At 69.8% G+C, this 25,929-nt stretch carries 33 protein-coding genes; 30 read left to right on the top strand and 3 right to left on the bottom strand.

The annotated features are described in order from the left end of the window. The first annotated feature begins 297 nt into the window (after positions 1-297). From rplN to ACIPWA_RS01540, 20 genes are all read left to right on the top strand, one after another. The gene (gene rplN, locus ACIPWA_RS01445; RefSeq protein ID WP_056653778.1) at positions 298-666 is read left to right on the top strand and encodes a 50S ribosomal protein L14; all 369 of its coding nucleotides are present in this window, start codon (positions 298-300) and stop codon (positions 664-666) included. Between the two features lie 2 nt (positions 667-668). Then, positions 669-1,010 (top strand): 50S ribosomal protein L24, encoded by a 342-nt coding sequence (gene rplX, locus ACIPWA_RS01450; protein WP_056653782.1) that lies wholly within the window; start codon positions 669-671, stop codon positions 1,008-1,010. Further along, entirely contained in the window at positions 1,010-1,582 is a 573-nt protein-coding gene (rplE, locus tag ACIPWA_RS01455; RefSeq protein ID WP_056653785.1) for a 50S ribosomal protein L5, read from the top strand. Before rplX ends, rplE begins: the two co-directional genes overlap by 1 nt. A gap of 1 nt (position 1,583) precedes the next feature. Further along, a complete protein-coding gene (locus tag ACIPWA_RS01460) occupies positions 1,584-1,769 on the top strand; it encodes a type Z 30S ribosomal protein S14 (RefSeq protein WP_012867931.1) in 186 nt (61 codons plus the stop codon). 76 nt (positions 1,770-1,845) lie between these two features. Next, positions 1,846-2,244: a 30S ribosomal protein S8 gene (gene rpsH, locus ACIPWA_RS01465; protein WP_030151928.1), complete on the top strand. Its 399-nt coding sequence runs from the start codon at positions 1,846-1,848 to the stop codon at positions 2,242-2,244. Between the two features lie 20 nt (positions 2,245-2,264). Beyond that, positions 2,265-2,801, top strand: coding sequence for a 50S ribosomal protein L6 (rplF, locus tag ACIPWA_RS01470; RefSeq protein ID WP_056653788.1), 537 nt, complete (start codon positions 2,265-2,267; stop codon positions 2,799-2,801). Between the two features lie 2 nt (positions 2,802-2,803). Further along, complete coding sequence (rplR, locus tag ACIPWA_RS01475; protein WP_056653792.1) at positions 2,804-3,175, top strand: 50S ribosomal protein L18; 372 nt, start codon at positions 2,804-2,806, stop codon at positions 3,173-3,175. A 52-nt stretch (positions 3,176-3,227) separates the two neighbouring features. Then, entirely contained in the window at positions 3,228-3,884 is a 657-nt protein-coding gene (rpsE, locus tag ACIPWA_RS01480) for a 30S ribosomal protein S5 (RefSeq protein WP_056653795.1), read from the top strand. Further along, complete coding sequence (rpmD, locus tag ACIPWA_RS01485) at positions 3,884-4,066, top strand: 50S ribosomal protein L30 (RefSeq protein ID WP_030151924.1); 183 nt, start codon at positions 3,884-3,886, stop codon at positions 4,064-4,066. Before rpsE ends, rpmD begins: the two co-directional genes overlap by 1 nt. Before the next feature lie 2 nt (positions 4,067-4,068). Then, positions 4,069-4,641 (top strand): 50S ribosomal protein L15, encoded by a 573-nt coding sequence (gene rplO, locus ACIPWA_RS01490; RefSeq protein ID WP_082609121.1) that lies wholly within the window; start codon positions 4,069-4,071, stop codon positions 4,639-4,641. Between the two features lie 233 nt (positions 4,642-4,874). Beyond that, positions 4,875-6,170: a preprotein translocase subunit SecY gene (gene secY, locus ACIPWA_RS01495; protein ID WP_056653799.1), complete on the top strand. Its 1,296-nt coding sequence runs from the start codon at positions 4,875-4,877 to the stop codon at positions 6,168-6,170. Beyond that, positions 6,167-6,787: an adenylate kinase gene (locus ACIPWA_RS01500; RefSeq protein WP_255354269.1), complete on the top strand. Its 621-nt coding sequence runs from the start codon at positions 6,167-6,169 to the stop codon at positions 6,785-6,787. The genes secY and ACIPWA_RS01500 overlap by 4 nt, the downstream gene beginning before the upstream one ends. A 22-nt stretch (positions 6,788-6,809) precedes the next feature. Further along, positions 6,810-7,646 carry a type I methionyl aminopeptidase gene (gene map / locus ACIPWA_RS01505; RefSeq protein ID WP_056762582.1) on the top strand — a complete coding sequence of 279 codons (837 nt, stop codon included), beginning with the start codon at positions 6,810-6,812 and terminating at the stop codon, positions 7,644-7,646. Between the two features lie 307 nt (positions 7,647-7,953). After that, complete coding sequence (gene infA / locus ACIPWA_RS01510; protein WP_012867920.1) at positions 7,954-8,175, top strand: translation initiation factor IF-1; 222 nt, start codon at positions 7,954-7,956, stop codon at positions 8,173-8,175. Positions 8,176-8,260: 85 nt separating this feature from the next. Beyond that, positions 8,261-8,374 carry a 50S ribosomal protein L36 gene (gene rpmJ / locus ACIPWA_RS01515; protein ID WP_009740505.1) on the top strand — a complete coding sequence of 38 codons (114 nt, stop codon included), beginning with the start codon at positions 8,261-8,263 and terminating at the stop codon, positions 8,372-8,374. A 214-nt stretch (positions 8,375-8,588) separates the two neighbouring features. Beyond that, positions 8,589-8,963 carry a 30S ribosomal protein S13 gene (gene rpsM / locus ACIPWA_RS01520; protein WP_030151919.1) on the top strand — a complete coding sequence of 125 codons (375 nt, stop codon included), beginning with the start codon at positions 8,589-8,591 and terminating at the stop codon, positions 8,961-8,963. A gap of 103 nt (positions 8,964-9,066) precedes the next feature. Beyond that, the gene (gene rpsK, locus ACIPWA_RS01525; protein WP_056653805.1) at positions 9,067-9,471 is read left to right on the top strand and encodes a 30S ribosomal protein S11; all 405 of its coding nucleotides are present in this window, start codon (positions 9,067-9,069) and stop codon (positions 9,469-9,471) included. A 154-nt stretch (positions 9,472-9,625) separates the two neighbouring features. Further along, positions 9,626-10,645 (top strand): DNA-directed RNA polymerase subunit alpha, encoded by a 1,020-nt coding sequence (locus ACIPWA_RS01530; protein ID WP_056653808.1) that lies wholly within the window; start codon positions 9,626-9,628, stop codon positions 10,643-10,645. Between the two features lie 56 nt (positions 10,646-10,701). Further along, entirely contained in the window at positions 10,702-11,202 is a 501-nt protein-coding gene (gene rplQ, locus ACIPWA_RS01535) for a 50S ribosomal protein L17 (RefSeq protein ID WP_191801403.1), read from the top strand. 260 nt (positions 11,203-11,462) lie between these two features. Continuing rightward, complete coding sequence (locus ACIPWA_RS01540) at positions 11,463-12,200, top strand: alpha/beta fold hydrolase (protein WP_056653815.1); 738 nt, start codon at positions 11,463-11,465, stop codon at positions 12,198-12,200. 27 nt (positions 12,201-12,227) lie between these two features. Here ACIPWA_RS01540 and ACIPWA_RS01545 read toward each other — a convergent pair whose 3' ends face one another. Further along, positions 12,228-13,013 carry an ROK family protein gene (locus ACIPWA_RS01545; RefSeq protein ID WP_056762577.1) on the bottom strand — a complete coding sequence of 262 codons (786 nt, stop codon included), beginning with the start codon at positions 13,011-13,013 and terminating at the stop codon, positions 12,228-12,230. Between the two features lie 34 nt (positions 13,014-13,047). On the opposite strand from ACIPWA_RS01545, the gene truA reads away from it, so the two are divergent. Next, the gene (truA, locus tag ACIPWA_RS01550) at positions 13,048-13,968 is read left to right on the top strand and encodes a tRNA pseudouridine(38-40) synthase TruA (protein ID WP_400287821.1); all 921 of its coding nucleotides are present in this window, start codon (positions 13,048-13,050) and stop codon (positions 13,966-13,968) included. 33 nt (positions 13,969-14,001) lie between these two features. On the opposite strand, the gene ACIPWA_RS01555 is transcribed toward truA, so the two are convergent. Then, positions 14,002-14,400, bottom strand: coding sequence for a DUF5709 domain-containing protein (locus ACIPWA_RS01555; protein ID WP_400287822.1), 399 nt, complete (start codon positions 14,398-14,400; stop codon positions 14,002-14,004). Positions 14,401-14,587: 187 nt separating this feature from the next. On the opposite strand from ACIPWA_RS01555, the gene ACIPWA_RS01560 reads away from it, so the two are divergent. From ACIPWA_RS01560 to ACIPWA_RS01595, 8 genes are all read left to right on the top strand, one after another. Next, positions 14,588-15,142: a DUF937 domain-containing protein gene (locus ACIPWA_RS01560; protein ID WP_400287823.1), complete on the top strand. Its 555-nt coding sequence runs from the start codon at positions 14,588-14,590 to the stop codon at positions 15,140-15,142. 177 nt (positions 15,143-15,319) lie between these two features. Next, a complete protein-coding gene (locus ACIPWA_RS01565; RefSeq protein ID WP_400287824.1) occupies positions 15,320-17,056 on the top strand; it encodes an ATP-binding cassette domain-containing protein in 1,737 nt (578 codons plus the stop codon). A 196-nt stretch (positions 17,057-17,252) separates the two neighbouring features. Beyond that, a complete protein-coding gene (trhO, locus tag ACIPWA_RS01570) occupies positions 17,253-18,212 on the top strand; it encodes an oxygen-dependent tRNA uridine(34) hydroxylase TrhO (protein WP_082849001.1) in 960 nt (319 codons plus the stop codon). A gap of 269 nt (positions 18,213-18,481) precedes the next feature. Then, on the top strand, positions 18,482-18,925 hold the full coding sequence (gene rplM, locus ACIPWA_RS01575) for a 50S ribosomal protein L13 (protein ID WP_030151909.1): 444 nt from the start codon (positions 18,482-18,484) through the stop codon (positions 18,923-18,925). Positions 18,926-18,971: 46 nt separating this feature from the next. After that, entirely contained in the window at positions 18,972-19,460 is a 489-nt protein-coding gene (gene rpsI, locus ACIPWA_RS01580; protein ID WP_056653832.1) for a 30S ribosomal protein S9, read from the top strand. A 153-nt stretch (positions 19,461-19,613) separates the two neighbouring features. Continuing rightward, a complete protein-coding gene (gene glmM / locus ACIPWA_RS01585) occupies positions 19,614-20,978 on the top strand; it encodes a phosphoglucosamine mutase (RefSeq protein WP_056653834.1) in 1,365 nt (454 codons plus the stop codon). Beyond that, positions 20,975-21,649 carry a peptide deformylase gene (locus ACIPWA_RS01590; RefSeq protein WP_400287825.1) on the top strand — a complete coding sequence of 225 codons (675 nt, stop codon included), beginning with the start codon at positions 20,975-20,977 and terminating at the stop codon, positions 21,647-21,649. The genes glmM and ACIPWA_RS01590 overlap by 4 nt, the downstream gene beginning before the upstream one ends. A 321-nt stretch (positions 21,650-21,970) precedes the next feature. Further along, positions 21,971-22,729: a DedA family protein gene (locus ACIPWA_RS01595; RefSeq protein ID WP_056653837.1), complete on the top strand. Its 759-nt coding sequence runs from the start codon at positions 21,971-21,973 to the stop codon at positions 22,727-22,729. Between the two features lie 115 nt (positions 22,730-22,844). Here the strand turns inward: ACIPWA_RS01595 and coaA are convergent, their stop codons facing one another. Then, the gene (coaA, locus tag ACIPWA_RS01600) at positions 22,845-23,825 is read right to left on the bottom strand and encodes a type I pantothenate kinase (protein WP_139107692.1); all 981 of its coding nucleotides are present in this window, start codon (positions 23,823-23,825) and stop codon (positions 22,845-22,847) included. A gap of 172 nt (positions 23,826-23,997) precedes the next feature. Between coaA and glmS the strand changes: the two genes are divergently transcribed. Continuing rightward, positions 23,998-25,863, top strand: a complete 1,866-nt coding sequence (gene glmS, locus ACIPWA_RS01605) for a glutamine--fructose-6-phosphate transaminase (isomerizing) (protein WP_068624679.1) — start codon at positions 23,998-24,000, stop codon at positions 25,861-25,863. Positions 25,864-25,929 lie beyond the last annotated feature (66 nt).

Raw genomic sequence — 25,929 nt, forward strand, 5'->3', positions numbered from 1 at the left:
GGGGGGGTCTACGTTTTATTTTGCTGCCCCCCCCCCCGGGGGCCCCCGCCTGGGGGGGGGGGGGGGGGGGGCGGGGCCCCCCCCCCCGGGGGGGGGGGGGCCCGGGGGGGGGGGCGGGGGGGCCCCCCCCCCCCCCACGACCGGTCTCGGGCCGCACCAAGGTGCGGCAACCAGTAGACAGGGTGGCGGTACCCCGCCGCGCCTGGCCGGTTCACCCGCAAGGGACCCGGCACTGACAGCTATCCGTTCGGCAAGGCTCGCTCGGCGAGAACCAGCTCGACGACAGGAGTTCATTACATGATCCAGCAGGAGTCGCGACTTCGCGTCGCCGACAACACGGGTGCGAAGGAGATTCTCTGCATCCGTGTTCTCGGTGGTTCGGGCCGTCGCTACGCCGGAATCGGCGACGTCATCGTCGCAACCGTCAAGGACGCTATCCCCGGCGGCAACGTGAAGAAGGGCGATGTCGTGAAGGCGGTCATCGTCCGCACCGCCAAGGAGCGCCGTCGTCCGGACGGTTCCTACATCAAGTTTGACGAGAACGCGGCCGTGATCCTCAAGAACGACGGCGAGCCCCGTGGCACGCGCATCTTCGGCCCCGTGGGCCGCGAGCTGCGCGACAAGCGGTTCATGAAGATCATCTCGCTGGCTCCGGAGGTGCTCTGAACATGGCGAAGATCAAGAAGGGCGACCTGGTGGTCGTCATCTCTGGCAAGGACCGCACCCAGCAGGGTCGCGTGCTCGAGGTCCTCACGGACTCCGACCGCGTGATCGTCGAGGGCATCAACCGCGTCACGAAGCACACCAAGGTGGGTCAGTCCCAGCGTGGGACGCGTACCGGTGGCATCGAGGTCGTCGAGGCGCCGATCCACGTGAGCAACGTGATGGTCGTCGACCCGGAGACCAAGAAGGGCACCCGCGTCGGGTACCGCACCGAAGAGGTCGAGCGTGACGGCCGTACGCGTAACGTCCGCGTGCGCGTCGCCAAGCGTTCCGGTAAGGACATCTGATGAGCACTGAACTGCAAGCCCCGGAGATCGCGCGTCTCAAGCAGCGCTACCGCGACGAGATCGTCGCCGGCCTCCTCGAGGAGTTCGGCCACGAGAACGTCAACCAGGTTGCACGACTGACGAAGATCGTCGTCAACATGGGTGTCGGCGACGCGGCCAAGGACTCGAAGCTCATCGAGGGTGCCATCCGCGACCTCTCGGCCATCACCGGCCAGAAGCCGCAGGTCACCAAGGCCCGCAAGTCCATCGCTCAGTTCAAGCTGCGTGAGGGCATGCCGATCGGCGCGCACGTCACGCTGCGCGGCGAGCGCATGTGGGAGTTCCTCGACCGCCTGCTGTCCATCGCGCTGCCGCGTATCCGCGACTTCCGCGGCCTGTCGCCCAAGCAGTTCGACGGACACGGCAACTACACCTTCGGTCTCACGGAGCAGTCGATGTTCCACGAGATCGACCAGGACAAGATCGATCGCGTCCGCGGTATGGACATCACGATCGTGACGACGGCGACGACCGATGACGAGGGCCGCTCCCTGCTGCGCCGTCTCGGCTTCCCCTTCAAGGAGCAGAACTGATATGGCGAAGAAGGCCCTGGTCAACAAGGCAGCCGCAAAGCCTAAGTTCGCGGTTCGCGCCTACACTCGCTGCCAGAAGTGCGGTCGCCCGCACTCCGTGTACCGCAAGTTCGGCCTGTGCCGTATCTGCGTTCGCGAGATGGCACACCGTGGCGAGCTTCCCGGCGTCACCAAGAGCAGCTGGTAACAACTACGTCGTAGGTCTGGCACGGTTCCCCTCGGGGAACCGGCCAGATACCCCGGCGAGGAAGGGCTGAAGCCCAATGACGATGACCGACCCGATCGCAGACATGCTGACCCGTCTGCGTAACGCGAACTCGGCTTACCACGAGACGGTTCAGATGCCGTTCTCGAAGCTGAAGTCGCACATTGCTGAGATCCTGCAGGCCGAGGGCTACATCTCCGGCTGGACCGTCGAGGACGCCCCCGTGGGCAAGTACCTCACGATCCAGCTGAAGTTCGGCCCGAACCGTGAGCGCTCCCTTGCTGGTGTGCGCCGCGTGTCGAAGCCCGGCCTGCGTGTGTACGCGAAGTCGACCAACCTGCCCAAGGTTCTCGGTGGCCTCGGCGTGGCGATCCTGTCCACGTCCTCCGGCCTCCTGACCGACCGTCAGGCAGCCAAGAAGGGCGTGGGCGGAGAAGTCCTCGCCTACGTCTGGTAATCGGAAAGGAGAGATACGCCATGTCTCGTATCGGCAAGATCCCCGTTCCGGTTCCCGCCGGAGTGGATGTCACGATCAGCGGCGCACTGGTGACGGTCAAGGGCCCGAAGGGTTCCTTGGAGCACACCATCCCCGCCCCCATCGAGGTCTCCCAGGACGCCTCCACCCTCGTGGTGACGCGCCCCAACGAAGAGCGCTCGTCGCGCGCTCTGCACGGCCTGACCCGCACGCTTCTCGCAAACCTGGTGACCGGTGTCACCGAGGGCTACGAGAAGAAGCTCGAGATCGTCGGTACCGGTTACCGCGTGACCGCGAAGGGCACTGACCTGGAGTTCGCTCTGGGCTTCAGCCACCCCGTCGTGGTGTCCGCGCCCGCTGGTATCACCTTCGCTGTCGAGTCCCCGACCAAGTTCTCGGTCGCGGGCATCGACAAGCAGCAGGTCGGCGAGGTCGCTGCGAACATCCGCAAGATCCGCAAGCCCGAGCCGTACAAGGGCAAGGGTGTGCGGTACGCCGGCGAGGTCGTCCGCCGCAAGGTCGGAAAGGCTGGTAAGTAACGATGGCTCTCAAGGTTCTCGGCAAGGGCAAGGCGGTCTCGCGCAAGCGCCGCCACCTCCGCCTGCGCAAGAAGATTGCCGGCACGGCTGCTCGTCCCCGCCTCGTGGTGACGCGCTCCGCGCGCCACATCACGGCGCAGATCGTGGACGACACGATCGGCCAGACCGTTGCTTCCGCTTCGACCATCGAGGGCGACCTGCGGTCGCTCGAGGGCGACAAGAGCGCGAAGGCCCGCAAGGTCGGCGAGCTCGTCGCAGAGCGTGCCAAGGCCGCTGGTGTCGACTCGGTCGTCTTCGACCGCGGTGGCAACAAGTACCACGGCCGGGTGGCTGCAGTCGCCGACGGGGCCCGCGAAGGCGGTCTGTCCCTGTGATGATGGCCGAAACCACCACCGTGTACACGGTACGGAAGCAAAGGATTCTCTGATGGCTGCAGGGCAGCGCAGCAGCACCGGCGCCCCTACGGGTGCCGCCAACGAGTCGACCGACCGCAACTCCGGAGGCCGGGGCGACGCTCGTCGCGACGGTCGCCGTGGTGACGGTCGCCGTGGTGACGCCGCCGAGAAGAACGCCTTCGTCGAGCGCGTCGTCACCATCAACCGCGTGTCCAAGGTCGTCAAGGGCGGCCGTCGCTTCAGCTTCACCGCGCTCGTCGTGGTGGGCGATGGCGACGGTACCGTCGGCGTCGGCTACGGCAAGGCGAAGGAAGTTCCCGCGGCGATCGCCAAGGGTGTCGAGGAGGCCAAGAAGAACTTCTTCAAGGTTCCCCGCATCCAGGGCACCATTCCTCACCCCATCCAGGGCGAGGCAGCCGCCGGTGTCGTCTTCCTGCGTCCGGCCGCTCCGGGTACCGGTGTTATCGCCGGTGGTCCGGTGCGCGCCGTGCTGGAGTGCGCGGGCATCCACGACGTCCTGAGCAAGTCGCTCGGTTCGTCCAACGCGATCAACATCGTGCACGCAACGGTCGAGGCCCTGCGCAACCTGGAGCAGCCTGAGGCTGTTGCAGCGCGCCGTGGCCTGCCGCTCGAGGCAGTGGCTCCGGCCGCCCTCCTGCGTGCACGTGCAGCTGGGGTAGGTGCGTGATGGCTCGACTCAAGGTGACCCAGACGAAGTCCGCCATCGGCGGCAAGCAGAATCAGCGCGACACGCTGCGCACTCTGGGCCTCAAGCGGATCGGCGACACCGCCGTGAAGGAGGACCGCCCGGAGATCCGCGGCATGGTCGCAACGGTGGCGCACCTCGTCGCCGTTGAGGAGGTCGAGTGATCATGGCTGAGAAGGCCAAGAAGGAGACCGCGGTCGAGGCTTCGACCGACGCTCCCAAGAAGAAGGCTCCTGCCAAGAAGGCTGCTGTCGCCGAGGCCCCCAAGGCCGAGGCTCAGCAGACCGTCGGCGCTGGTGGCACCCTGAAGGTGCACCACCTCCGTCCGGCCCCCGGCGCCAAGAAGGCCAAGACCCGTGTGGGTCGTGGTGAGGCGTCGAAGGGTAAGACGGCCGGCCGTGGTACCAAGGGCCAGAAGGCTCGTTACCAGGTGCCGGAGCGTTTCGAGGGTGGTCAGATGCCGCTCCACATGCGTCTGCCCAAGCTTCGTGGCTTCAAGAACCCGTTCCGCACGGAGTACCAGGTCGTGAACCTGGACAAGCTCTCCGCGCTGTACCCCGAGGGTGGCTCCGTCACCGTCGAGGACCTGGTCGCCAAGGGAGCCGTCCGCAAGGGCGAGCTCGTCAAGGTGCTCGGCACGGGTGAGATCACCGTCAAGCTCGAGGTCGCGGTCGACGCGCTCTCTGGTTCCGCCAAGGACAAGATCCTTGCGGCCGGTGGCTCCATCTCGGAGAACTGATACGAAGGACAGGGCCGATAGCGCTATGCGCTGTCGGCCCTGTCTGCGTCTAGAGGCGTGGTAGCCGGTACCAGCCTCGCTCGGGGGAACGTAGAATCACTGCCGGTTGTCTCAAATTGCCGTCCATCGCGGCGCAGCGGCTAAGGTGCCCAGTGGCGTCCCGTGCCGGGTGCGTCACATCTCGCCGAACCCCGGCGACACGACATCCCGCCTCGAGCGGGCCAGGAGGATAGGTGCTCAGCGCATTCGCCCGGGCTTTCCGGACACCTGACCTGCGGCGCAAGCTGCTGTTCACGATCGCCATCATGGCGATCTTCCGTGTGGGCTCGTTCATCCCTACCCCCGGCGTGGACTATGCCAACGTCCAGCAGTGCATCGCGGCCCAGGGGCAGAACGACCTCCTCGGAATGGTCAACCTGTTCAGCGGTGGAGCCCTGCTCCAGCTCTCGATCTTCGCGCTCGGCATCATGCCGTACATCACCGCGAGCATCATCGTGCAGCTGCTCCGCGTGGTCATCCCTCACTTCGAGGCTCTGCACAAGGAGGGTCAGTCCGGTACCGCGAAGCTCACGCAGTACACGCGCTACCTGACCATCGCCCTCGCGATCCTGCAGTCCACGACGGTCATCACGACCGCCCGCAGCGGCTTCCTCTTCCCGAACTGCCCGGTCGAGGTCATCCCGAACGACAGCTTCATGACCTCGGCCCTCATGGTCATCACCATGACCGCCGGTACCGGTCTGATCATGTGGCTCGGTGAGCTCATCTCGGAGCGCGGCGTCGGCAACGGCATGTCGCTCCTCATCTTCACCTCGATCGCCGCCAGCTTCCCCACGGCTCTGTGGTCCATCGCAGGTGGCGCCAACGGCGCCGTGAACTTCACCATCATGATCGCGGTCATCATCCTGGTCATCGGGCTCGTCGTCTTCGTCGAGCAGTCCCAGCGCCGTGTGCCCGTGCAGTATGCGAAGCGCATGGTCGGACGCAAGATGTACGGCGGCTCCAGCACCTACATCCCGATCAAGATCAACATGTCGGGTGTCATCCCGGTCATCTTCGCGTCGTCGCTGCTCGCGGTCCCCGGTCTCATCGCCCAGTTCGGCGACGCGACGGCCGGATGGGTCCAGTGGGTCTCGAAGTACCTCGCGGACCCGGCCTCGCCGATCCACATCTCGATCTACGTGCTCCTGATCGTCTTCTTCTGCTTCTTCTACACGGCCATCACGTTCAACCCGGACGAGGTCGCCGACAACATGAAGAAGTACGGCGGCTTCATCCCCGGCATCCGTGCCGGCCGCCCGACGGCGGAGTACCTGGACTACGTCATCACCCGCATCACCTCCGCGGGTGCCATCTACCTCGCGCTCGTTGCGCTCATCCCGACGCTCGTCCTCGTCCTGCTGGGGGTGAGCACGAACATCCCGTTCGGCGGTAGCTCGATCCTCATCGTCGTGGGCGTCGGTCTCGAGACGGTCAAGCAGATCGACTCGCAGCTGCAGCAGCGTCACTACGAAGGGTTCCTCCGTTGACCTCAGAGTTGACTGCCGACGCTCAGCGTTCCGGCACGCGCTCCGCTCGCCTGATCATCATGGGTCCCCAGGGTGCAGGCAAGGGCACCCAGGCAGCTCGCCTGGCGGAGCACTACGGCATCCCTGCGATCTCCACGGGCGACATCTTCCGTGCGAACATCAAGGGCGGCACCGAGCTGGGCCGGCTCGTCCAGGAGTACACCGCAAAGGGTGAGCTCGTCCCGGACTCCGTGACGAACGAGATGGTCCGTGACCGTCTCGCCCAGGACGACGTGGCGCGCGGCTTCATCCTCGACGGCTACCCGCGCAACGCGGCGCAGGTCGTCGAGCTCGACGAGATCCTCGCGGACCTCGGCGTCCGCCTGGACGCCGTCCTCGAGCTCACCGCGGACCGTGACGAGCTCCTGGCTCGTCTGCGCAAGCGTGCGGAGATCGAGGGCCGCGAGGACGACACCGAGGAGGCCATCGCTCGGCGTCTGGACATCTACGCCGAGCAGACGGCTCCGCTGACGTCGGCCTACGCCGAGCGCGGTCTGCTCGCCCAGGTCGACGGCATCGGTGAGATCGACGACGTGACCACGCGTCTCGTCGAGGCGCTCGCGCCTCTCGTCGGCTGACCCGGGACGGTTGGAGCGAGAAGTGTTCGGCCGCGAGAAGATCGAGTACAAGACGGTCGACCAGGTGCGCACCATGCGCCGGGCGGGCCTGGTGGTCGCTGACGCGCTCGCCACGGTCCGCTCGGCGGTGCGTCCCGGCATGACGACCGCAGACCTGGACGCCCTGGCGGCGGCAGTCATCGGTGACGCCGGTGCCACCCCGTCGTTCCTGGGGTACCACGGTTACCCGGCGACGCTCTGCGTCTCGGTGAACGACGAGGTGGTGCACGGCATCCCCGGGACACGCGAGCTCCTCCCGGGCGACGTCGTCTCGGTCGACTGCGGCGCGATCGTCGACGGCTGGCACGGGGACTCCGCGTTCTCGTTCGTGCTGCCGGAGGCGGACGCCGCAGACGTCGCGCTGGTCGAGGCAACCGAACGGGCGCTCTGGGCGGGCATCGCCGCCCTGGCGACCGGCGAACGGCTCGGTGACGTCGGGAACGCGGTCGAGGACTCGATCGAGGCCTCGGCTGCCGCGGACGGCGTCGCGTACGGGATCATCGAGGAGTACGTCGGCCATGGCATCGGTACCTCGATGCACCAGCCGCCGGACGTCCTGAACTACCGGACGCGCGAGCGCGGCCCTCGGCTCAAGCCGGGCATGTGCCTCGCGATCGAGCCCATGGTGACGCGTGGCGAGCGCTTCACGCAGGTTCTCGAGGACGACTGGACGGTCGTCACCGACGACGGTGCTCGTGCTGCTCACTGGGAGCACAGCGTCGCGATCCTCGAGGACGGCATCTGGGTCCTGACGGCCCCTGACGGCGGTGCGGCCAAGCTGGCCGAGCTCGGCGTCACGATCGCCCCGCTCGACGTCTGACGGCCCGGAGAAGGCCTGAATCGAGAAGACGGCCCGTCCTGACCCCTTCCGGTCCGGGGCGGGCCGTCGCTCGTCCGCCGTGCCGGCGGCGCATGCCCGACCCCTGCAGTCCGGGGTGACCGGGTGCACAGCCCCGCGGTTCCCTCGCGGTGATCCATGCCGTAGGATAGTCCGCTGGGTGTAGTCCGCGTTTCCCGTGCGAGTCGAACTGACCGACGACGGGCCGGACCACACACGACGTCCACTCACCGGTCCTCGTAGAGCACGGGTGCGTGGGAAGCAGTTCAGACGAGAGTTAGCGGAGGATATGGCAAAGAAGGACGGTGTCATCGAGATCGAGGGCAGCGTGGTCGAGGCCTTGCCGAACGCGATGTTCCGCGTGGAGCTGGCCAACGGGCACAAGGTTCTGGCTCACATCTCGGGCAAGATGCGACAGCACTACATCCGGATCCTCCCTGAGGACCGGGTGGTGGTGGAGCTGAGCCCGTACGACCTGTCCCGTGGCCGGATCGTCTACCGCTACAAGTAGTCGTCAAGAATCCACCACTCGAAACAACTGCTGCCGCAAGCCTGGGTTCGCCTGCGCGTGCGTGCGGCGGCGGAGGAACAGACTGATGAAGGTCAAGCCCAGCGTCAAGAAGATCTGCGACAAGTGCAAGGTGATCCGCCGGCACGGTCGCGTCATGGTGATCTGCGAGAACCTGCGCCACAAGCAGCGCCAGGGCTGAGTCCCCGGCGCTCCGGCGCACGGTGATCCAGGTCCGCGAGAGCGGACCGGTCGCCGGCACCCTCGGGTGCCAACCAGCGCATCACCACGAACCTCACGGTCGGGCCGCACGGGCCCACTGAGGGGAACCCCCGGCTCGGAGGCCGGGGCCCGCAGCTCCGCGGGAAGATGGTGCGGTAGACCTCCGAACGAAGTACAGAGGAGCCGAAAGGCACATGGCACGTCTTGTCGGCGTCGACCTCCCCCGCGAGAAGCGGCTCGAGATCGCGCTCACCTACATCTACGGCGTCGGCCGTACCCGCGCCCAGCAGACGCTGGCCGCCACCGGGATCTCCCCGGACGTTCGCGTGAAGGACCTCGGTGACACCGAGCTCGTCGCGCTGCGTGACTACCTCGAGGGCAACTACAAGCTCGAGGGTGACCTCCGCCGTGAGGTGGCTGCTGACATTCGCCGCAAGGTCGAGATCGGCTGCTACGAGGGCCTGCGTCACCGCCGCGGCCTGCCCGTCCGCGGGCAGCGCACCAAGACCAACGCGCGTACCCGCAAGGGACCCAAGCGCACCGTGGCCGGCAAGAAGAAGGCCCGCTAAGCAGTAGTCCGTGGGACGCGTGCCGCTCGCCTGAACCTCGAGTTCACCCGCGCAGCGCACGCCGACCCGGTCCGAACACCTCAGACCAGGAGAGAACTCAGAAATGCCTCCCAAGACTCGCGCCACCGCGGCTCGCAAGCCGCGCCGCAAGGACAAGAAGAACGTCCCTCACGGCCAGGCTCACATCAAGAGCACGTTCAACAACACGATCGTGTCGATCACGGACCAGACCGGTGCTGTCATCGCCTGGGCCTCGGCCGGCCACGTCGGCTTCAAGGGCTCGCGCAAGTCGACCCCGTTCGCCGCGCAGCTCGCTGCCGAGTCCGCGGCTCGCCGCGCCCAGGAGCACGGCGTCAAGAAGGTCGACGTCTTCGTCAAGGGCCCGGGCTCCGGTCGCGAGACCGCGATCCGCTCGCTCACGGCGACCGGCCTCGAGGTCGGCTCGATCCAGGACGTGACGCCCCAGGCTCACAACGGCTGCCGCCCCCCGAAGCGTCGCCGCGTCTGATCTTCCGCTTCGCTCGCCGTCGCGCCGCACCCGACCTCGTCGGGTCGGCGCGGCGGCGGGCGCAGCCACCTGGGCGGGTGGACAGAGTCCCGCCCCGGCACAGCGTTGCCCGTGATGCGTCATATGGCGGACGCACACTGAAAGGAACACACCAGTGCTGATCGCACAGCGCCCCACCCTGACCGAAGAGGTCCTCTCGGAGAACCGTTCGCGCTTCTCCATCGAGCCGCTCGAGCCTGGCTTCGGCTACACCCTCGGCAACTCGCTTCGTCGCACGCTGCTCTCGTCCATCCCGGGCGCTGCAGTGACCTCGATCCGTATCGACGGTGTGCTCCACGAGTTCACCACGGTGTCCGGTGTCAAGGAAGACGTCACCGAGATCATCCTCAACATCAAGAACCTCGTGGTCTCCTCGGAGAACGACGAGCCGGTCGTGATGTACCTGCGCAAGCAGGGTGCTGGCGCGGTCACCGCCGCGGACATCGTTCCGCCGGCGGGTGTGGAGGTCCACAACCCGGACCTGCACATCGCCACCCTCAACGACAAGGGCAAGCTCGAGATCGAGCTCACGGTCGAGCGTGGACGTGGCTACGTCTCCGCCAACCAGAACAAGTCCTTCGACGCCGAGATCGGCCGTGTTCCCGTCGACTCGATCTACTCGCCGGTCCTCAAGGTCACGTACAAGGTCGAGGCGACCCGTGTCGAGCAGCGCACCGACTTCGACAAGCTGATCGTCGACGTCGAGACGAAGCAGGCGATCTCCCCGCGCGACGCGCTGGCCTCGGCCGGCAAGACGCTCGTCGAGCTCTTCGGCCTCGCCCGTGAGCTCAACGTCGAGGCCGAGGGCATCGAGATCGGCCCGTCCCCGACGGACGCCGCTCTCGCCGCGGACCTGGCGCTCCCGATCGAGGAGCTCAACCTCACGATCCGTTCGTACAACTGCCTCAAGCGCGAGGGCATCCACCAGGTCGGCGAGCTCGTCGCTCGCAGCGAAGCAGACCTGCTGGACATCCGGAACTTCGGCGCGAAGTCCATCAACGAGGTCAAGGAGAAGCTCGCTGAGCTCGGCCTGAACCTCAAGGACTCGCCGCTGGACTTCGACCCCTCGACGGCCGACTACTACGAGGCCGACGAGGACGAGGCGACGTTCTCCGACGAGCAGCAGCAGTACTGACCTTCCGTGCGAGCGGCTCGGCCGCACGCACGATCCACTTCTAAGGAGCAAGATCAATGCCTACCCCCACCAAGGGTCCGCGGCTCGGCGGTGGCCCGGCTCACGAGCGTCTCATCCTCGCGAACCTGTCCACGGCGCTCTTCGAGCACGGCCGCATCACGACCACCGAGACCAAGGCCAAGCGCCTGCGTCCGCTGGCCGAGCGTCTCATCACGTTCGCGAAGCGCGGTGACCTGTCGGCTCGCCGTCGCGTCATGACCGTCGTTCGCGACAAGTCCGTCGTGCACACGCTCTTCACCGAGATCGCCCCGCAGATGGCGGAGCGCAACGGTGGCTACACGCGCATCACGAAGGTCGGCAACCGCAAGGGCGACAACGCCCCCATGGCCGTCATCGAGCTCGTGACCGAGCCCGTCAGCCCCAAGCAGGCTGTCGTCCGCGAGGCCGAGAAGGCCACGAAGAAGACCAGCAAGCCCAAGGCCGCCAAGGTCGAGGACGCTCCTGTTGTCGAGGACGCTCCCGTCGTCGAGGACGCTCCGGCTTCCAAGGAGGACTGATCTCGCTCCGGCATAGCCGGACGGGTACCTCCTGAAGGGCCCGGCACCATCTGGTGCCGGGCCCTTCGCCATGCCCGACGGCGGAGCGGGCGTCGGGCGGTCATCGTCCCGCGGTCGACGGCGTCAGGCTGCCCCGGCCCGTCCTTCAGCGCGACGACCGAGCACGGGCCTGAGGCGTCGGGACCAACGGGCCTCGACCTCGGTGACCATGAACCGTCCACCGACCGCGTCGCGGGTCCGTTCGTCCTAGATTGGTCGACATGGCTCTCCCGGTGCTGTTCGTCCACGGCTCTCGCACGTCCCGCACCATGTGGCGTGCGCAGCTCGAGGCCATGGACCGTGCAGGTGTCGTGGCCGTCGCGCCGGACCTGCCGGGCCACGGCCGACGCATCGGCGAGCCGTTCACGCTCGAGGGTGCGGTGGCGACCGTCGCTCGTGCCGTGGACGACCTGGGCGGCCGGGCGCTCGTCGTCGGGCTCTCGCTCGGCGGGTACGTCGGGATCGAGCACCGCGCGCGGTTCCCCGAGCAGGTCGCGGGTCTCGTCGCCGCGAGCTGCTGCACAGTCCCCGGCTCGCCGCTGCGGGGAGCGTGGCGCGTCGCGGCCGACCGGATCGAGAAGCTGCCCGACAACGGCGCGGCGATCAACCAGGCGCTGGTCGACCGGACCCTGCCTGCAGCAGGGATCGTGGACATCGGGGCGGGCGGGTTCGCCCTGACGGCCATGACCGCGATCCTCGACGAGGTGGGCGCCTCGGACCCGCTCACGGCTCTGGCCGCGACCGGCTCGCCGGTGTGGTTCGTCAACGGCCGGTGGGACCACTTCCGCCTCGGCGAGCGCGAGTTCGTGGCGGCGGCCCGGGCGGGAGGGGCCACGGCCGAGCTCGTCGTGATCCCCGGGGCCAAGCACCTCGTGAGCCTGGACCGGCCCGTCGCGTTCAACCGGGCGGTCCTCGAGGCGTACGGGGAGGTCGCGGGGACGGAGTCGCAGCGGACCTGATCCCGCTGCCGGGACCGCCCGGTCCGCTCAGGCCAGGGGCAGGTCCCACGCCCGGGCCCCGCCCACGAGCGCGGCCGAGTTGGGGACGATCACGACGTCGTCGCCGAGCCGTTCGAGCGCGGACGGCGTGATCTGGCGCGAGTTGCCCCCGCCGAGGTAGAGGCGGTCCCACCAGAAGACGGGGCGCAGGCCGTCGACGAGCGCCACGACGCGCCGCGACCACAGCCCGTTCCCGAGCCTGCGTCGCTCGACCTCCCCGATGTACTCGTCGTAGTTGGTCCCGCGTCGTACCGGGGCGTGGGACCACTCGAGGTGGGGTGCGAGGCGCCCTCCGTGGAAGAGCGCGGAACCGAGGCCCGTGCCGAGGGTCAGGACGAGCTCGAGGCCAGACGCTGCGATGACCCCTGCCCCGTGGACCTCGGCGTCGTTGAGGACGAGCGCGGGGATCCCGAGGCGCTCGCTCACGGCGGCCTGGACGTCGAAGCTGGCCCACTGCTCGGCGAGCGCCGGGTCGACCCTGCTCCGCGGGCCCGAGCGCGTGATGTAGTGCGGGGTGTGCACGACGACCCCACGCCGGATCATGCCGGGCATGCCGACCGTGACACGTACGGCGGGGGGCAGGCGGTCGGCGATCTGCGCGATGACGTCGACCAGGAGTGAGGGCGGCAGCGGGTAGGGCGTGGGTACCCGCACCGCGGTCGCGTGCGCGGTCCCCGCGGCGTCGAGCACGTTGGCCTTGATGCCGCCTCCGCCGCAGTCCACCGCGAGGGTGCGCAGGTCGGCGGGGTCGGTCGCGGCGGGACGTTCGGGCATGTCTGCACACTAACGGGCGCTAGCGTAGGTGCACGTGACGAACGAGCAGCCGGTCCGCGTCCGCCTGGACCTCGCCTACCAGGGCACCGCCTTCGCGGGCTGGGCCCGACAGCCCGGTCTGCGGACCGTCGAGGGCGCCCTCGAGGACGGTCTGGGGCAGATCCTTCGCGGTGAACCGCCGCGCCTGACGGTCGCGGGGCGCACCGACGCGGGCGTGCACGCCCGCGGGCAGGTGGCCCACGTCGACCTCCCGCGGGCCGTGTGGGACGCGATGCCGGGCCGGTCGGACCGCGAGCCGGGGGAGGCGCTCGTCGCACGGCTCGGAGGAGTGCTGCCGGGGGACATCGTGGTGCACCGGGCCTCCCGGGCGCCGGAGGGGTTCGACGCGCGCTTCTCGGCCCTCTACCGCAGCTACACGTTCCGGATCGTCGACGACCCGGCCCTGCGCGACCCGCTGCGTCGCGAGTGGGTCCTGTGGAACCGCAAGCCGCTCGACGCGGACGCGATGCACGAGGCGCTGCAGCCCTTGCTCGGTGTGCGCGACTTCGCGGCCTTCTGCAAGCCGCGTCCCGGCGCGACCACGATCCGCGAGCTCCAGCACCTGTCCTGGGAGCGCGCGACCGGCGGCCCCGACGAGGGGCTCGTCGTCGCGCACGTCCGCGCGGACGCCTTCTGCCACAACATGGTCCGGGCGCTCGTCGGGGCGTCGGTCGCCGTGGGGGAGGGGCGCCGCCCCGTCTCGTGGCCGGCCGAGGTCCTGGCGGCGAGACGCCGGGACGCGGGGGCCGGCGTCGTGCCCCCGCACGGCCTGGTCCTCGAGGCCGTCACGTACCCGCCCGACGACGAGCTCGCGGCCCGCGCCGAGCGCGTGCGCGCGGTGCGCATGGACGAGGACGTGTGGGACGCGGGCACCGCGGCACCGGCCGCCGGAGCAGGGGCGTCCCCGAGCTCGTAGCGCCGGTGTCCCGCGCCCCCTGCAGGCCCGCCCCTACGGCTCCTCGACGATGTGGACCGCGGCCTCCTCGGCGCTCGCCGCGGCGCCGTCGATCCCGGCGTCGTCCGCGTACGTGTCGTTGACGCGCCCGTCGAGCGCGTCGGCGTCCGCCACGAGGCGGCCCGAGCGGGTCGTGTCGGGGCGGTCGAGAGGGTCGGTGTCCCAGTCCTCGGGCTCCTCGTCGGCGAGGCGCTGGTCGAGCGACTCGCCGTCCTCCTCGAGCCGTTCGGGGTGGGCGTAGGTCAGGGGTGCGCGCTCGGGTGGTGCGTACCCCTCGTCGAGCACGTCGTCGACGCCGCGGTCGACCAGGGTGTCGTCCCGCTGGAGCTGGTCGGAGTCGCCCTCGGTGCCGAGGGCAGGGTCTGTCCGGGTGGCCGGTGTGTCGTCGCTCATGCCTCCACACTCGCACCGGTGGCGCGTTCGTGCAGCCCACCGGGCGGATCCGGCCTCCTGCGGACTAGGCTCGGACCACGTGCGCCGCAGGACTCCCGGCGGGCGACCGTCCGAGGCGCCTGCGGTCACGTGCGTCCCGTGACGACGCCGTCCTCGACCCACGGGGCGGCCTGAACCAGGAGTCCCCATGGCATCGATCGACGACCTCCTGTCCGCCATCCCTCTCGACCAGCTCGCCGGCAGGCTCGGCGTGGACGAGGCGACCGCCCAACAGGCGGTCACGACCGCGCTCCCCGCGCTGATCGGCGGGCTCCAGGCCAACGCGCAGGACCCGGCCGGGGCCGCGTCGCTCCGCAAGGCCCTCGGGCAGCACTCTCCCTCTCTCGTCGAGGGCGGCGTGAACCTCGACGACGTCGACACGGCCGACGGCGAGAAGATCGTCCGCAACATCTTCGGCTCGAACGAGGAACAGGTGGTCGCGCAGCTCGCGGACAAGAGCGGCACGCAGTCGAACGTCCTGGCCTCGATCCTCCCGGCGCTCGCGCCCATCGCGCTGTCGTTCCTCGCCAAGCAGCTCGGGGGCAAGAGCGAGCAGCCGACCGGGACGCAGGAGGCCGCCGGGGGCGGCGGGATCGGCGACCTGCTGGGCGGGCTCCTGGGTGGCGGTCAGGGGGGCTCGGGCGGCGGTCTCGGGAGCATCCTGGGCGGGCTGGGCGGCCTGCTGGGCGGCGGCAAGCGCTGACCCCTGCCCGACGGCGGAGCGCACCCCGGGCGCACCGGCCCGCCCGGGGTGCGCCTCGCCGTCGGGCGTCGCGAGGGTGTCGCAGGCGAGCCCGCTCGCTGTCCGGGGCCCGGCGCCCGCGGCTGCCCGGGCGGAAAGGAATCGTCATCCGGGGCCTCGGGCAGGGAGGATGAGCCCGTGGGTCACATCGACATCAGCGACATCAGCTACTTCCTGCCCGACGGGCGTCCCCTCCTCGCGGGGGCCACCCTGCGCGTCGCGGACGGGGCCAAGGTCGCGCTCGTCGGACCCAACGGCGCCGGCAAGACGACGCTCCTGCGCATCGTCGCGGGCGACCTGTCGCCGCACGGCGGCACCGTGGGACGCAGCGGCGGGCTCGGCGTCATGCGCCAGTTCGTCGGCCGCATCGACGACGAGCGCACGGTCCGCGACCTGCTCGTCGACCTCGCGCAGCCCTCGATCCGCGACGCCGCGCGCGAGCTCGCCGCGGCAGAGCTCGACATCATGACGGTCGACGACACCCCCTCCCAGATGCGCTACGCCCAGGCGCTCGCCGACTGGGCCGACGCGCGCGGCTACGAGGCCGAGGCCGAGTGGGACAAGGTCACCGACGAGGTCCTGTCCATCCCGTTCGACCAGGCCCAGTTCCGCGAGGTCCGCACGCTGTCGGGCGGCGAGCAGAAGCGCCTGGTCCTCACGGCACTGTTCCGCGGCCCCGAGGAGGTCCTGCTCCTCGACGAGCCCGACAACTACCTCGACGTGCCGACCAAGCGCTGGCTCGAGGAGAAGCTCGCTGCCTCGCCCAAGACCGTGCTGTTCATCAGCCACGACCGCGAGCTCCTGGCGCGCACCGCGACCCAGGTCGCCACCGTGGAGCCCACGGCCGCGGGCGGCACGATCTGGGTGCACGGCGGCGGGTTCGGCACGTACGCCGAGGCGCGGGCCGACCGCCGCCGCCGCCTCGAGGAGCTGCTGCGCCGCTGGGAGGAGGAGCACACCAAGCTCAAGGACCTCGTCAACATGCTCAAGAACAAGTCGGCGTTCAACGACGGGCTCGCGAGCCGCTACCAGGCCGCCCAGACGCGCCTGCGCAAGTTCGAGGAGGCCGGCCCGCCGCAGGTGCTCGCCCACGAGCAGAACGTCAAGGTCCGGCTCACGGGCGGACGCACGGCCAAGCGCGCCGTGACGTGCGAGCGGCTCGAGCTCACGGGCCTCATGGAGCCGTTCGACCTCGAGGTCTTCTTCGGCGAGCGCGTCGCGATCCTGGGGTCCAACGGCTCGGGCAAGTCGCACTTCATGCGCCTGCTGGCGCGGGGTGGGTCGGACCCGGACGTGGAGCACCGGCCGGTCTACGAGTCCGCTGTGGGCGCTGTGGGCGCTGCGGGCACCGCGGGTGCTCCGGGCGACGCGGCCGTGGTCCCGCCCGTCGCGCACACGGGCCGCGCCGTGCTCGGCTCGCGCGTGCGCCCGGGGTGGTTCGCGCAGAACCACGCCCACCCCGAGTTCGAGGGCCGCACGCTCCTCGAGATCCTGCACCGCGGCGACGGTGCGCGCGACGGCATGGGGCGTGAGCCCGCGAGCAAGGCCCTCGACCGCTACGAGCTGGTCGGTCAGGCCGAGCAGCGTTTCGAGACGCTCTCGGGCGGCCAGCAGGCGCGCTTCCAGATCCTGCTCCTCGAGCTCGGGGGAGCCACGCTCCTGCTGCTCGACGAGCCGACCGACAACCTCGACCTGCACTCGGCCGAGGCGCTCGAGGCGGGCCTCCTGGCGTTCGAGGGCACGGTCATGGCCGTCACGCACGACCGGTGGTTCGCGCGCGGCTTCGACCGGTTCGTGGTCTTCGGCTCCGACGGCCGCGTCGTCGAGACCCCCGAGCCCGTGTGGGACGTCGAGCGCGTCAAGCGGCAGCGCTGACCGGCCGACCGGTGGCGCCCCGTCGTCGGGGCGCCCCCCCCCGGTCGCCGGCTCAGGGTCGGTCGGGCGACGGCGAGACATGACGGCGCCGGGACGGGCCCCACGCGAGGACGGGACGCGGTGAGGAAGACCACACGCCCCACGGAGAGCCGATAGCACGGCCTGCGCGGCGCCGTCGGGCTCCTAAAATGGAGCAATGGCTGTCCCCAAGATCGTGCTCTTCTACGCCTTCACACCGCTCGCCGACCCGCGCGCGGTGCAGCTGTGGCAACGCTCGCTCGGGGAGCAGTGGAACCTGACGGGCCGCGTCATCGTCTCCGAGCACGGCATCAACGCCACGCTCGGCGGGACGGTCGAGAACCTCAAGCAGTACGTCAAGACCACCAAGCAGTACCCGGGCTTCGCAGGGATCGACGTCAAGTGGTCGGACGGCACGGGGCGCGACTTCCCCCGCCTGTCCGTCAAGGTCCGGCCCGAGCTCGTGAGCTTCGGGGCCGTCGACGAGATCGCGGTCGACGAGGACGGCGTGGTCGACAGCGGGGTGCGCCTCGCCCCCGAGGCGCTCCACGAGCTGGTCGCCGAGCGTGGCGAGGACGTCGTGTTCTTCGACGGCCGCAACGCGTTCGAGGCCGCGATCGGCAAGTTCCGCGGTGCGGTCGTACCCGACGTCGCGACGACGCGTGACTTCGTCGCGGAGCTCGACTCGGGCGCGTACGACGACCTCAAGGGTCGTCCCGTCGTGACCTACTGCACGGGCGGCGTCCGGTGCGAGGTCCTGTCCTCGCTCATGCTCGCGCGCGGCTTCGAGGAGGTCTACCAGCTCGACGGCGGGATCGTCCGCTACGGCGAGACGTTCGGCGACCAGGGGCTGTGGGAAGGGTCGCTCTACGTGTTCGACGAGCGCATGCACGTCGAGTTCGGCGACGACACGGTCCCGCTCGGCGCGTGCTGCGAGTGCGGCGCGGCGACCGCGAAGTACGAGAACTGCGTCGACCCCGGGTGCCAGACGCTGCGCCTGTTCTGCACCGACTGCGCGGGCCTGGCGCGCACGCTCCAGTGCGACGCCTGTGCCGAACTGCGCCCGGGCGCGTATCCTCGACCTCGGGAAGACGCGATGACCGGTCTCTCCCACGACAACCACCGGGCAACCGCCTGAATCGGCTGTCTGGCACCAGAGCCCGTGCCGTCCGACGAGGCTGATCACACCGAGGTCCTTTTCGCCCTCGGTGTGACGCATCTTGTTTTGACCCTGCATGGGCCGTCCAGGTAGTCTGTTGAGTCGTTGTGCTTCCCCTTCGGTTATCTCGTCACTTGTGCGCCCACTCGCTCCGTGACGTGGACATCCGTCGACCGAAGGCCGAACGACTTGTCGGACGCAGGCTCCTGCGCCGAAGACATCGAAGACACGAAACGAAGGCTACGACCGTGCGTACGTACACCCCGAAGCCCGGCGACGTCCAGCGTGACTGGTACGTCATCGACGCGACCGACGTCGTCCTGGGCCGCCTCGCCACCCACGTGGCGACCCTGCTCCGTGGCAAGCACAAGGCCACCTTCGCGCCTCACGTCGACGGAGGTGACTTCGTCATCGTCATCAACGCCGGCAAGGTCGCCCTCACCGGCAACAAGCGCGAGCAGAAGCTTGCCTACACCCACTCCGGTTACCCGGGTGGTCTTCGGGCGGTCGCCTACAGCGACCTGCTGGAGAAGCACCCCGAGCGTGCTGTGGAGAAGGCCGTCCGCGGCATGATCCCCAAGACCTCGCTCGGCCGCGCCCAGTTCGGCAAGCTCAAGGTCTACGCAGGCTCTGAGCACCCGCACGCCGCGCAGCAGCCGAAGACTTTCGAGATCACCCAGGTCGCGCAGTAGGCTCCGCCTGCTCGTAGACGAGAACTTAGGACGCGAGGACACACCAGTGGCCGAGACCACCGTCGACATCGACGTGCTGGACGAAGAGACTCCCAGCAACTACACCTCTGAGAGCGCAGCCCCCACGGGCCGTGGCCAGAGCATCACCGCCCCCGCGCAGGCCCTGGGCCGTCGCAAGGAGGCCATCGCCCGCGTGCGCCTGGTGCCCGGCACCGGCCAGTGGAAGATCAACGGCCGCACCCTCGAGGGGTACTTCCCCAACAAGGTGCACCAGCAGCTGGTCAACTCCCCGCTGAAGCTGGTCGACGTCGAGGGTCGCTTCGACGTCATCGCCCGCATCAACGGTGGTGGCTCGTCCGGCCAGGCCGGCGCTCTGCGCCTGGGCATCGCCCGTGCGCTGAACGAGATCGACGCCGAGCACAACCGCCCGGCGCTCAAGAAGGCCGGCTTCCTGACCCGCGACGCCCGCGTCGTCGAGCGCAAGAAGGCCGGGCTCAAGAAGGCCCGTAAGGCTCCGCAGTACTCCAAGCGCTGATCCAGCGCTTGCGCACAACGGCCCCGGTGGACATCGTCCACCGGGGCCGTTGTCATTTGTCAGGGATGCTGACGAGCGACCGGACCGGTCGGCTCGCAGCGGGGGCGGTGCGGGCCTCGGTGCCGGTACCGTCCCGTTGAGGGAGGAAAACTCATGGGACGACTGTTCGGCACCGACGGTGTGCGGGGGCTGGCGAACAGGGACGTCACGGCCGAGCTCGCGCTCGGCCTGGGCGTGGCCTCGGCCAACGTGCTGGGACGCACGGGACAACCCGAAGGGCACCGCCCGCGGGCGGTGATCGGCCGCGACCCCCGGGCCTCGGGCGAGTTCCTCGGCGCGGCAGTGACCGCGGGCCTGGCGAGCGCCGGGGTCAACGTGCTCGACGTCGGCGTCCTGCCGACGCCGGCCGTCGCGTTCCTCACGAGCACGCTCGACGTGGACTTCGGCGTCATGATCTCCGCCTCGCACAACCCGATGGCCGACAACGGCATCAAGTTCCTGGCCCGTGGCGGGATCAAGCTCGAGGACTCGCTCGAGGACGAGATCGAGCGTCAGCTCGACACCGTGTGGGACCGTCCGCTCGGGGCCGACGTCGGCCGCGTCCGCACCGACACGGGCAGCGCCGGTGCGGACTACGTCGAGCACCTCATCGGGAGCATCGGCGCCACGGGCGACGCCCTGCCGCTCTCGGGGTTGCGGATCGCCGTGGACTGCGCGAACGGCGCGGCGAGCGACGTGGGACCCGCCGCGCTGCGTGCGGCAGGCGCCGACGTCGTCGTGATGAACGCGAGCCCTGACGGACGCAACATCAACGAGAAGTGCGGCTCGAACCACCCCGAGCAGCTCCAGGCCGTCGTGGTCGCCTCCGAGGCCGACTTCGGGGTCGCGTTCGACGGCGACGCCGACCGTTGCATCGCCGTGGACCACCGTGGCGTGCTCGTCGACGGCGACCAGATCATGGGCGTCCTGGCCCTCGCCGAGAAGGACAAGGGGCGACTGCACGAGGACACGCTCGTCGTCACGGTCATGAGCAACCTCGGACTGATCCTCGCGATGCGCGAGGCCGGTATCCGGACCGTCCAGACGGGCGTGGGCGACCGGTACGTCCTCGAGGAGATGCGTGCCAACGGGTACACCCTGGGCGGCGAGCAGTCGGGCCACATCATCCTGTCGCAGTTCGCGACCACGGGCGACGGCGTCCTCACGGCGCTCCAGCTCGCCGCGCGCATCCAGGAGTCGGGGGCCAAGCTCGCGGACCTCGCGGGTGCCGTGCCCAAGCTGCCGCAGACGCTGCTCAACGTCCCGGGGGTGGACAAGGCGCGTGCCGCGACCGACGAGGTCCTCCAGGAGGCCGTCGCGGCCGCCGAGTCCCGCCTCGGCGAGACGGGCCGTGTGGTCCTGCGCTCGTCGGGCACCGAGCCGCTGGTGCGCGTCATGGTCGAGGCCGCGACGCAGGCCTCTGCCGACGCCGTGGCCGAGTCGCTCGCCGCGGTGGTGCGGGACAGGCTGGCCCTGTGACGGCCGAGAGCCGCGCGCCCGGGTTCACCGGACCCGTCGACGAGGAGCTGCGCGACCAGGTCGCGAGCCATCTCGCACGCCACGAGGACGGCGTGCTGCCGATCGTCCAGGCCGGTCACCCGGTCCTGCGCCGACCCGCGGTGCCCTACACCGGCCAGCTCGGGGACCTGTTCCCCGAGCTGGTCGAGGCCATGCGTCGCACCATGCACGCGGCCCCCGGGGTCGGGCTCGCGGCTCCGCAGGTGGGCCTGGGGATCGCGGTCGCGGTGATCCAGGACGCGGGTGTCTCCGACCCCGAGGACGCGGACCTGCGCGAGCGGCGCCCCCTGCCGTTCCGCGTGCTCGTCAACCCCGCGTACGAGGCCGTGGGGGAGGAGCGTCGGGCGTTCTACGAGGGCTGCCTGAGCGTGAGCGGCTGGCAGGCCGTCGTGGCCCGGCCCCGGACCGTCCGGCTCACCGGCCAGGACGAGGCCGGACGACCCGTGGACGACGTCCTGACGGGCTGGCCCGCGCGGATCGTCCAGCACGAGACCGACCACCTGGGCGGCGGGCTCTACCTCGACCGCGCCGAGCTCCGGTCGCTCGCGTCGAACGACAGCATGATGCGGTTCTGGGGTCAGACCCCGGACCCCTCGGGGGCCGCCGAGGCCCTGGGGTTCGCGCTGCCCTGACGGCTGGCTCCGGCTGGCTCCTGACGGACCTGCCGGGCCGGGCCTGGCCTGGCTGGGCCAGGCCCGGCAGGTCAGTCCCTCGGAAGTGTCACAGCATCCTTCTGGGGGACCTCCCTAGGTGGAGATCTCCCTCCAGAGGATGACGTTCCGGTCTCGGTCGGTGCGGCAGAATCTATCGAGGAAGGTAGGGGTCGAGATCAGGGCAGACTGGGGGGTTTCCCCGATGGTGCCGGCCCCTCGTATCCGTAGGCTGGTCACAGGTGCATCTCCTGTACCTGTGACCAGCCTGGTTCGCCACACCAGCCGACGAACAGAGGACCCGTGATAGAGGCCGTCTCGACCTTCTTGGAGAACCTGGAGACCTGGGTCCTCGCACTCGCGGCGTCCGCATGGATCTACCCCGCCCTGTACGCCTTCGCGACGATCGACGGGTTCTTCCCGCCGATCCCCAGCGAGTCCGTGGTCATCACCCTCGCGGTCGCCGCCAGCGCGTCGGGCAACCCCAACCTCGTGCTCGTCCTGGCCATCGCTGCGGCCGGCGCCTGGACGGGGGACCAGATCGCCTATGCGCTCGGCAGGGGCATCGGTACCGAGCGGATCGGGTTCCTCCGCACGGTCCGCGGCCGCAAGGCCGTCGCCTGGGCAGACCAGGCGCTCAAGGCGCGGGGGGCGGCCTTCATCCTGGCGGCCCGCTACGTCCCCATCGGTCGCGTCGCGGTCAACATGACGGCCGGTGCCGTGGGCTATCCCCGCCGCCGCTTCATGCTCTACTCGGGCCTCGCGGCCGTGACGTGGGCGCTCTACTCGGTCCTCATCGGCCTCGTGGCCGCGCAGTGGCTCGGCCACCAGCCGCTCCTGGCCATGGTCCTCGGCGTGATCCTGGGGGTCCTGTCCGGGGTGGTCGTCGACCGCATCATGAACCGCATGGCCCGCAAGCGTCGCGCAGCCGAGGCTGCGCGAGCCGTCGCTGCCGGGGCAACCCCGCTCCACGGTGCGCCGACCGACCCGGCCGCCGCGCCGTCGTCGGGCACCGAGGGCCTGCAGGACGACGACGGGGCCGCGGTCCGCCGAGCCTGCTGAGATCCCGTTCCACCGCTCGCTCTCGCCGCTCTGAGCGGGCGTGAGCAGACGGCGAGGCCGCGCTGGTGCACCCACGGCGCCTTCCAAGGCCTCGCAGAGGGCGTCCCGGAGCGGCTCAGATCTTGCGCAGGCGCGCCCGCTGGACCGAGTGGTCCGAGCCCTTCGTCAGCACCAGGGTCGCCCGCCCGCGGGTCGGCAGGATGTTCTCCTCGAGGTTCGGCGCGTTGATCGAGTCCCAGATCGACTTGGCCTTCTCGATCGCCTCCTCGTCCGTGAGCGTCGCGTAGCGCTTGAAGTACGACTCGGGACGCGCGAACGCCGTCCTGCGCAGCGAGAGGAACCGGTCCACGTACCACTGGCGGATGTTGCGCGTGCGCGCGTCGACGTAGATCGAGAAGTCGAAGAAGTCGCTCACCGCGACCGTCGACTCGTCGGTCGCGCTGGGCCGTGCAGGCTGCAGGACGTTGAGGCCCTCGACGATCAGGACGTCCGGCTTGCGGACGACCGTCTCGGCCCCCGGGACGATGTCGTAGGTCAGGTGGTCGTAGACCGGGCTGCGGACCTCGGGAGCGCCCGCCTTCACGCGGGACAGGAACCGGATCAGGGCACGGCGGTCGTACGACTCCGGGAAGCCCTTGCGCTCCATGAGGCCGCGGCGCGCGAGCTCGGCGTTCGGGTAGAGGAAACCGTCGGTCGTGATGAGCTCGACGCGCGGGGTCTCGGGCCAGCGCGCGAGCATCTCGCGCAGGATGCGTGACGTCGTCGACTTGCCCACGGCGACCGACCCCGCGACACCGATCACGTACGGCGTGCGTGTCGAGTTCTCCCGCAGGAAGGTCGACGTCGCCTCGTGGAGGCCGCTCGTGGCCGTCACGTACAGGTTGAGGAGCCGGGAGATGGGGCGGTAGATCGCGTCGACCTCGGCCAGGTCGATCGGGTCGCCGAGGCCGCGGAGCTTGACGACGTCGGCGTCCGTCAGCGGCAGCGGCGTCGACTCGGAGAGCTTGCTCCACGCGGCGCGGTCCAGGTCGACGTACGGCGACGCCGTGGTGCGCTCGGGCAGCAGCCCCGCGCCGGGAGAGGCGCCCGGGTCGATCGCAGGGAGACCCTCGCGCGGAGGGACGGGCAGGTCGGAGGGAGGAACCACTCGGATGATTCTGCCGGACGCGCGCGGTGATCGAGAACCGCGAGCCGCCGGACCGCTAACAAAGAACCGCGAGATGTCGCGGTCGAGAGAGCCCGAACCGGTGCCGCTAGACTCCGGAAACATGTGTGGAATCGTGGGTTACGCAGGCCCTCTCGCAACGTCCGGGCGACCCCTGGACGTCGTCCTCGAAGGACTCGGCAGGCTCGAGTACCGCGGCTACGACTCGGCCGGGGTCGCGCTCGTCGCACCCGAGCTGAACCGTGTCGCGACGGCCAAGAAGTCCGGAAAGCTGGTCAAGCTCCTCGACGAGCTCGCCGCCAGACCGCTGCCCGCCGCGTCCGCGGCGATCGGGCACACGCGGTGGGCGACGCACGGCGCGCCCAACGACACCAACGCCCACCCGCACCTCGCGGACGACGGACGGCTCGCGGTCATCCACAACGGGATCGTCGAGAACTTCGCGGTCCTCAAGGAGGAGCTGCTGGCCGACGGCGCCACGTTCCTCTCCGAGACCGACACCGAGGTCGCGGCCCAGCTGCTCGCCCGCGCCTACCGCCGCACGGGCGACCTGACCGAGGCCATGGCCTACGTCGCCCGCCAGCTCGAAGGCACGTTCACCCTGCTCGCGGTCCACGCGGACAGCCCCACCACCGTGGTGGGTGCGCGGCACGACTCTCCGCTCGTCGTCGGGCTCGGCGAGGGCGAGAACTTCCTCGGCTCCGACGTCGCGGCCTTCATCGCCTTCACCAAGGACGCGCTCGAGCTCGGCCAGGACCAGATCGTGACCATCACCCCGGACTCGGTCGAGGTCGTCGACTTCCACGGCAACCCGGCCGAGGCCACGCGCTTCACGGTCGACTGGGACGCCGCCGCCGCGGAGAAGGGTGGCTTCGCCTCCTTCATGGACAAGGAGATCCACGACCAGCCGCAGGCCGTGGGCGACACCCTGCTGGGACGCACCGACGCCGAGGGACGCCTGATCCTCGACGACCTGCGCATCGACGAGGCCGTGCTGCGGACCATCGACAAGATCATCGTCATCGCGTGCGGCACCGCGGCCTACTCGGGGCACGTCGCCAAGTACGCGATCGAGCACTGGTGCCGCATCCCGGTCGAGGTCGAGCTCGCGCACGAGTTCCGCTACCGCGACCCGATCGTGAACGAGAAGACGCTCGTCGTGGCCGTCACGCAGTCCGGCGAGACCATGGACACGCTCATGGCGGTCCGGCACGCGCGTGAGCAGGGCGCCAAGGTCATCTCGATCGTCAACACGCACGGGTCGACCATCCCGCGCGAGTCCGACGCGGTCCTCTACACGCACGCCGGCCCGGAGATCGCGGTCGCCTCGACCAAGGCGTTCCTCTCGCAGATCACCGCGGCGTACCTGCTGGGCCTGTACCTGGCGCAGCTGCGCGGCAACAAGTTCCCCGACGAGATCCGCGAGATCCTCGACGACCTGCGCGAGATGCCGCGCAAGATCCAGACCGTGATCGAGCGCGGCGAGTACGTCAGCGCCGTGGCCCGCTCCATGAAGGACGCGACGTCGGTGCTCTTCCTGGGCCGGCACGTCGGGTTCCCGGTCGCGCTCGAGGGCGCGCTCAAGCTCAAGGAGCTCGCCTACATCCACGCCGAGGGCTTCGCCGCCGGTGAGCTCAAGCACGGGCCCATCGCCCTGATCGACGAGGGGCAGCCGGTCTTCGTCGTCGTGCCCTCGCCGCGCGGGCGCGACTCGCTGCACTCGAAGGTCATCTCCAACATCCAGGAGATCCGGGCCCGCGGGGCCCGGACCCTCGTCATCGCCGAGGACGGCGACGACGCGGTGCTGCCGTTCGCGGACGAGATCTTCTGGATCCCGCAGTCGCCCACGCTGCTCTCGCCGCTCCTGGCGGTCGTCCCGCTGCAGATCTTCGCCATGGCACTGGCCACGGCCAAGGGCCTCGACGTCGACCAGCCGCGCAACCTGGCGAAGTCCGTCACGGTCGAGTAGCCCGTGCGCTGCGCCGGTCCGGACCGAGCACGCAGCCTCACCTGCCAGAAGCCCACCGTGCCCCGG

Origin of the sequence: Oerskovia enterophila, from assembly GCF_044748475.1 — a bacterium.
Classification (GTDB): domain Bacteria; phylum Actinomycetota; class Actinomycetes; order Actinomycetales; family Cellulomonadaceae; genus Oerskovia; species Oerskovia enterophila.

What these genes read in the sequence shown, in the direction of transcription:
- rplN (WP_056653778.1), top strand. Translation starts at nt 298, where the DNA reads ATGATCCAGCAGGAGTCGCGACTTCGCGTCGCCGACAACACGGGTGCG.
- rplX (WP_056653782.1), top strand. Translation starts at nt 669, where the DNA reads ATGGCGAAGATCAAGAAGGGCGACCTGGTGGTCGTCATCTCTGGCAAG.
- rplE (WP_056653785.1), top strand. Translation starts at nt 1,010, where the DNA reads ATGAGCACTGAACTGCAAGCCCCGGAGATCGCGCGTCTCAAGCAGCGC.
- ACIPWA_RS01460 (WP_012867931.1), top strand. Translation starts at nt 1,584, where the DNA reads ATGGCGAAGAAGGCCCTGGTCAACAAGGCAGCCGCAAAGCCTAAGTTC.
- rpsH (WP_030151928.1), top strand. Translation starts at nt 1,846, where the DNA reads ATGACGATGACCGACCCGATCGCAGACATGCTGACCCGTCTGCGTAAC.
- rplF (WP_056653788.1), top strand. Translation starts at nt 2,265, where the DNA reads ATGTCTCGTATCGGCAAGATCCCCGTTCCGGTTCCCGCCGGAGTGGAT.
- rplR (WP_056653792.1), top strand. Translation starts at nt 2,804, where the DNA reads ATGGCTCTCAAGGTTCTCGGCAAGGGCAAGGCGGTCTCGCGCAAGCGC.
- rpsE (WP_056653795.1), top strand. Translation starts at nt 3,228, where the DNA reads ATGGCTGCAGGGCAGCGCAGCAGCACCGGCGCCCCTACGGGTGCCGCC.
- rpmD (WP_030151924.1), top strand. Translation starts at nt 3,884, where the DNA reads ATGGCTCGACTCAAGGTGACCCAGACGAAGTCCGCCATCGGCGGCAAG.
- rplO (WP_082609121.1), top strand. Translation starts at nt 4,069, where the DNA reads ATGGCTGAGAAGGCCAAGAAGGAGACCGCGGTCGAGGCTTCGACCGAC.
- infA (WP_012867920.1), top strand. Translation starts at nt 7,954, where the DNA reads ATGGCAAAGAAGGACGGTGTCATCGAGATCGAGGGCAGCGTGGTCGAG.
- rpmJ (WP_009740505.1), top strand. Translation starts at nt 8,261, where the DNA reads ATGAAGGTCAAGCCCAGCGTCAAGAAGATCTGCGACAAGTGCAAGGTG.
- rpsM (WP_030151919.1), top strand. Translation starts at nt 8,589, where the DNA reads ATGGCACGTCTTGTCGGCGTCGACCTCCCCCGCGAGAAGCGGCTCGAG.
- rpsK (WP_056653805.1), top strand. Translation starts at nt 9,067, where the DNA reads ATGCCTCCCAAGACTCGCGCCACCGCGGCTCGCAAGCCGCGCCGCAAG.
- rplQ (WP_191801403.1), top strand. Translation starts at nt 10,702, where the DNA reads ATGCCTACCCCCACCAAGGGTCCGCGGCTCGGCGGTGGCCCGGCTCAC.
- ACIPWA_RS01540 (WP_056653815.1), top strand. Translation starts at nt 11,463, where the DNA reads ATGGCTCTCCCGGTGCTGTTCGTCCACGGCTCTCGCACGTCCCGCACC.
- ACIPWA_RS01545 (WP_056762577.1), bottom strand. Translation starts at nt 13,013, where the DNA reads ATGCCCGAACGTCCCGCCGCGACCGACCCCGCCGACCTGCGCACCCTC.
- ACIPWA_RS01555 (WP_400287822.1), bottom strand. Translation starts at nt 14,400, where the DNA reads ATGAGCGACGACACACCGGCCACCCGGACAGACCCTGCCCTCGGCACC.
- ACIPWA_RS01560 (WP_400287823.1), top strand. Translation starts at nt 14,588, where the DNA reads ATGGCATCGATCGACGACCTCCTGTCCGCCATCCCTCTCGACCAGCTC.
- trhO (WP_082849001.1), top strand. Translation starts at nt 17,253, where the DNA reads ATGGCTGTCCCCAAGATCGTGCTCTTCTACGCCTTCACACCGCTCGCC.
- glmM (WP_056653834.1), top strand. Translation starts at nt 19,614, where the DNA reads ATGGGACGACTGTTCGGCACCGACGGTGTGCGGGGGCTGGCGAACAGG.
- glmS (WP_068624679.1), top strand. Translation starts at nt 23,998, where the DNA reads ATGTGTGGAATCGTGGGTTACGCAGGCCCTCTCGCAACGTCCGGGCGA.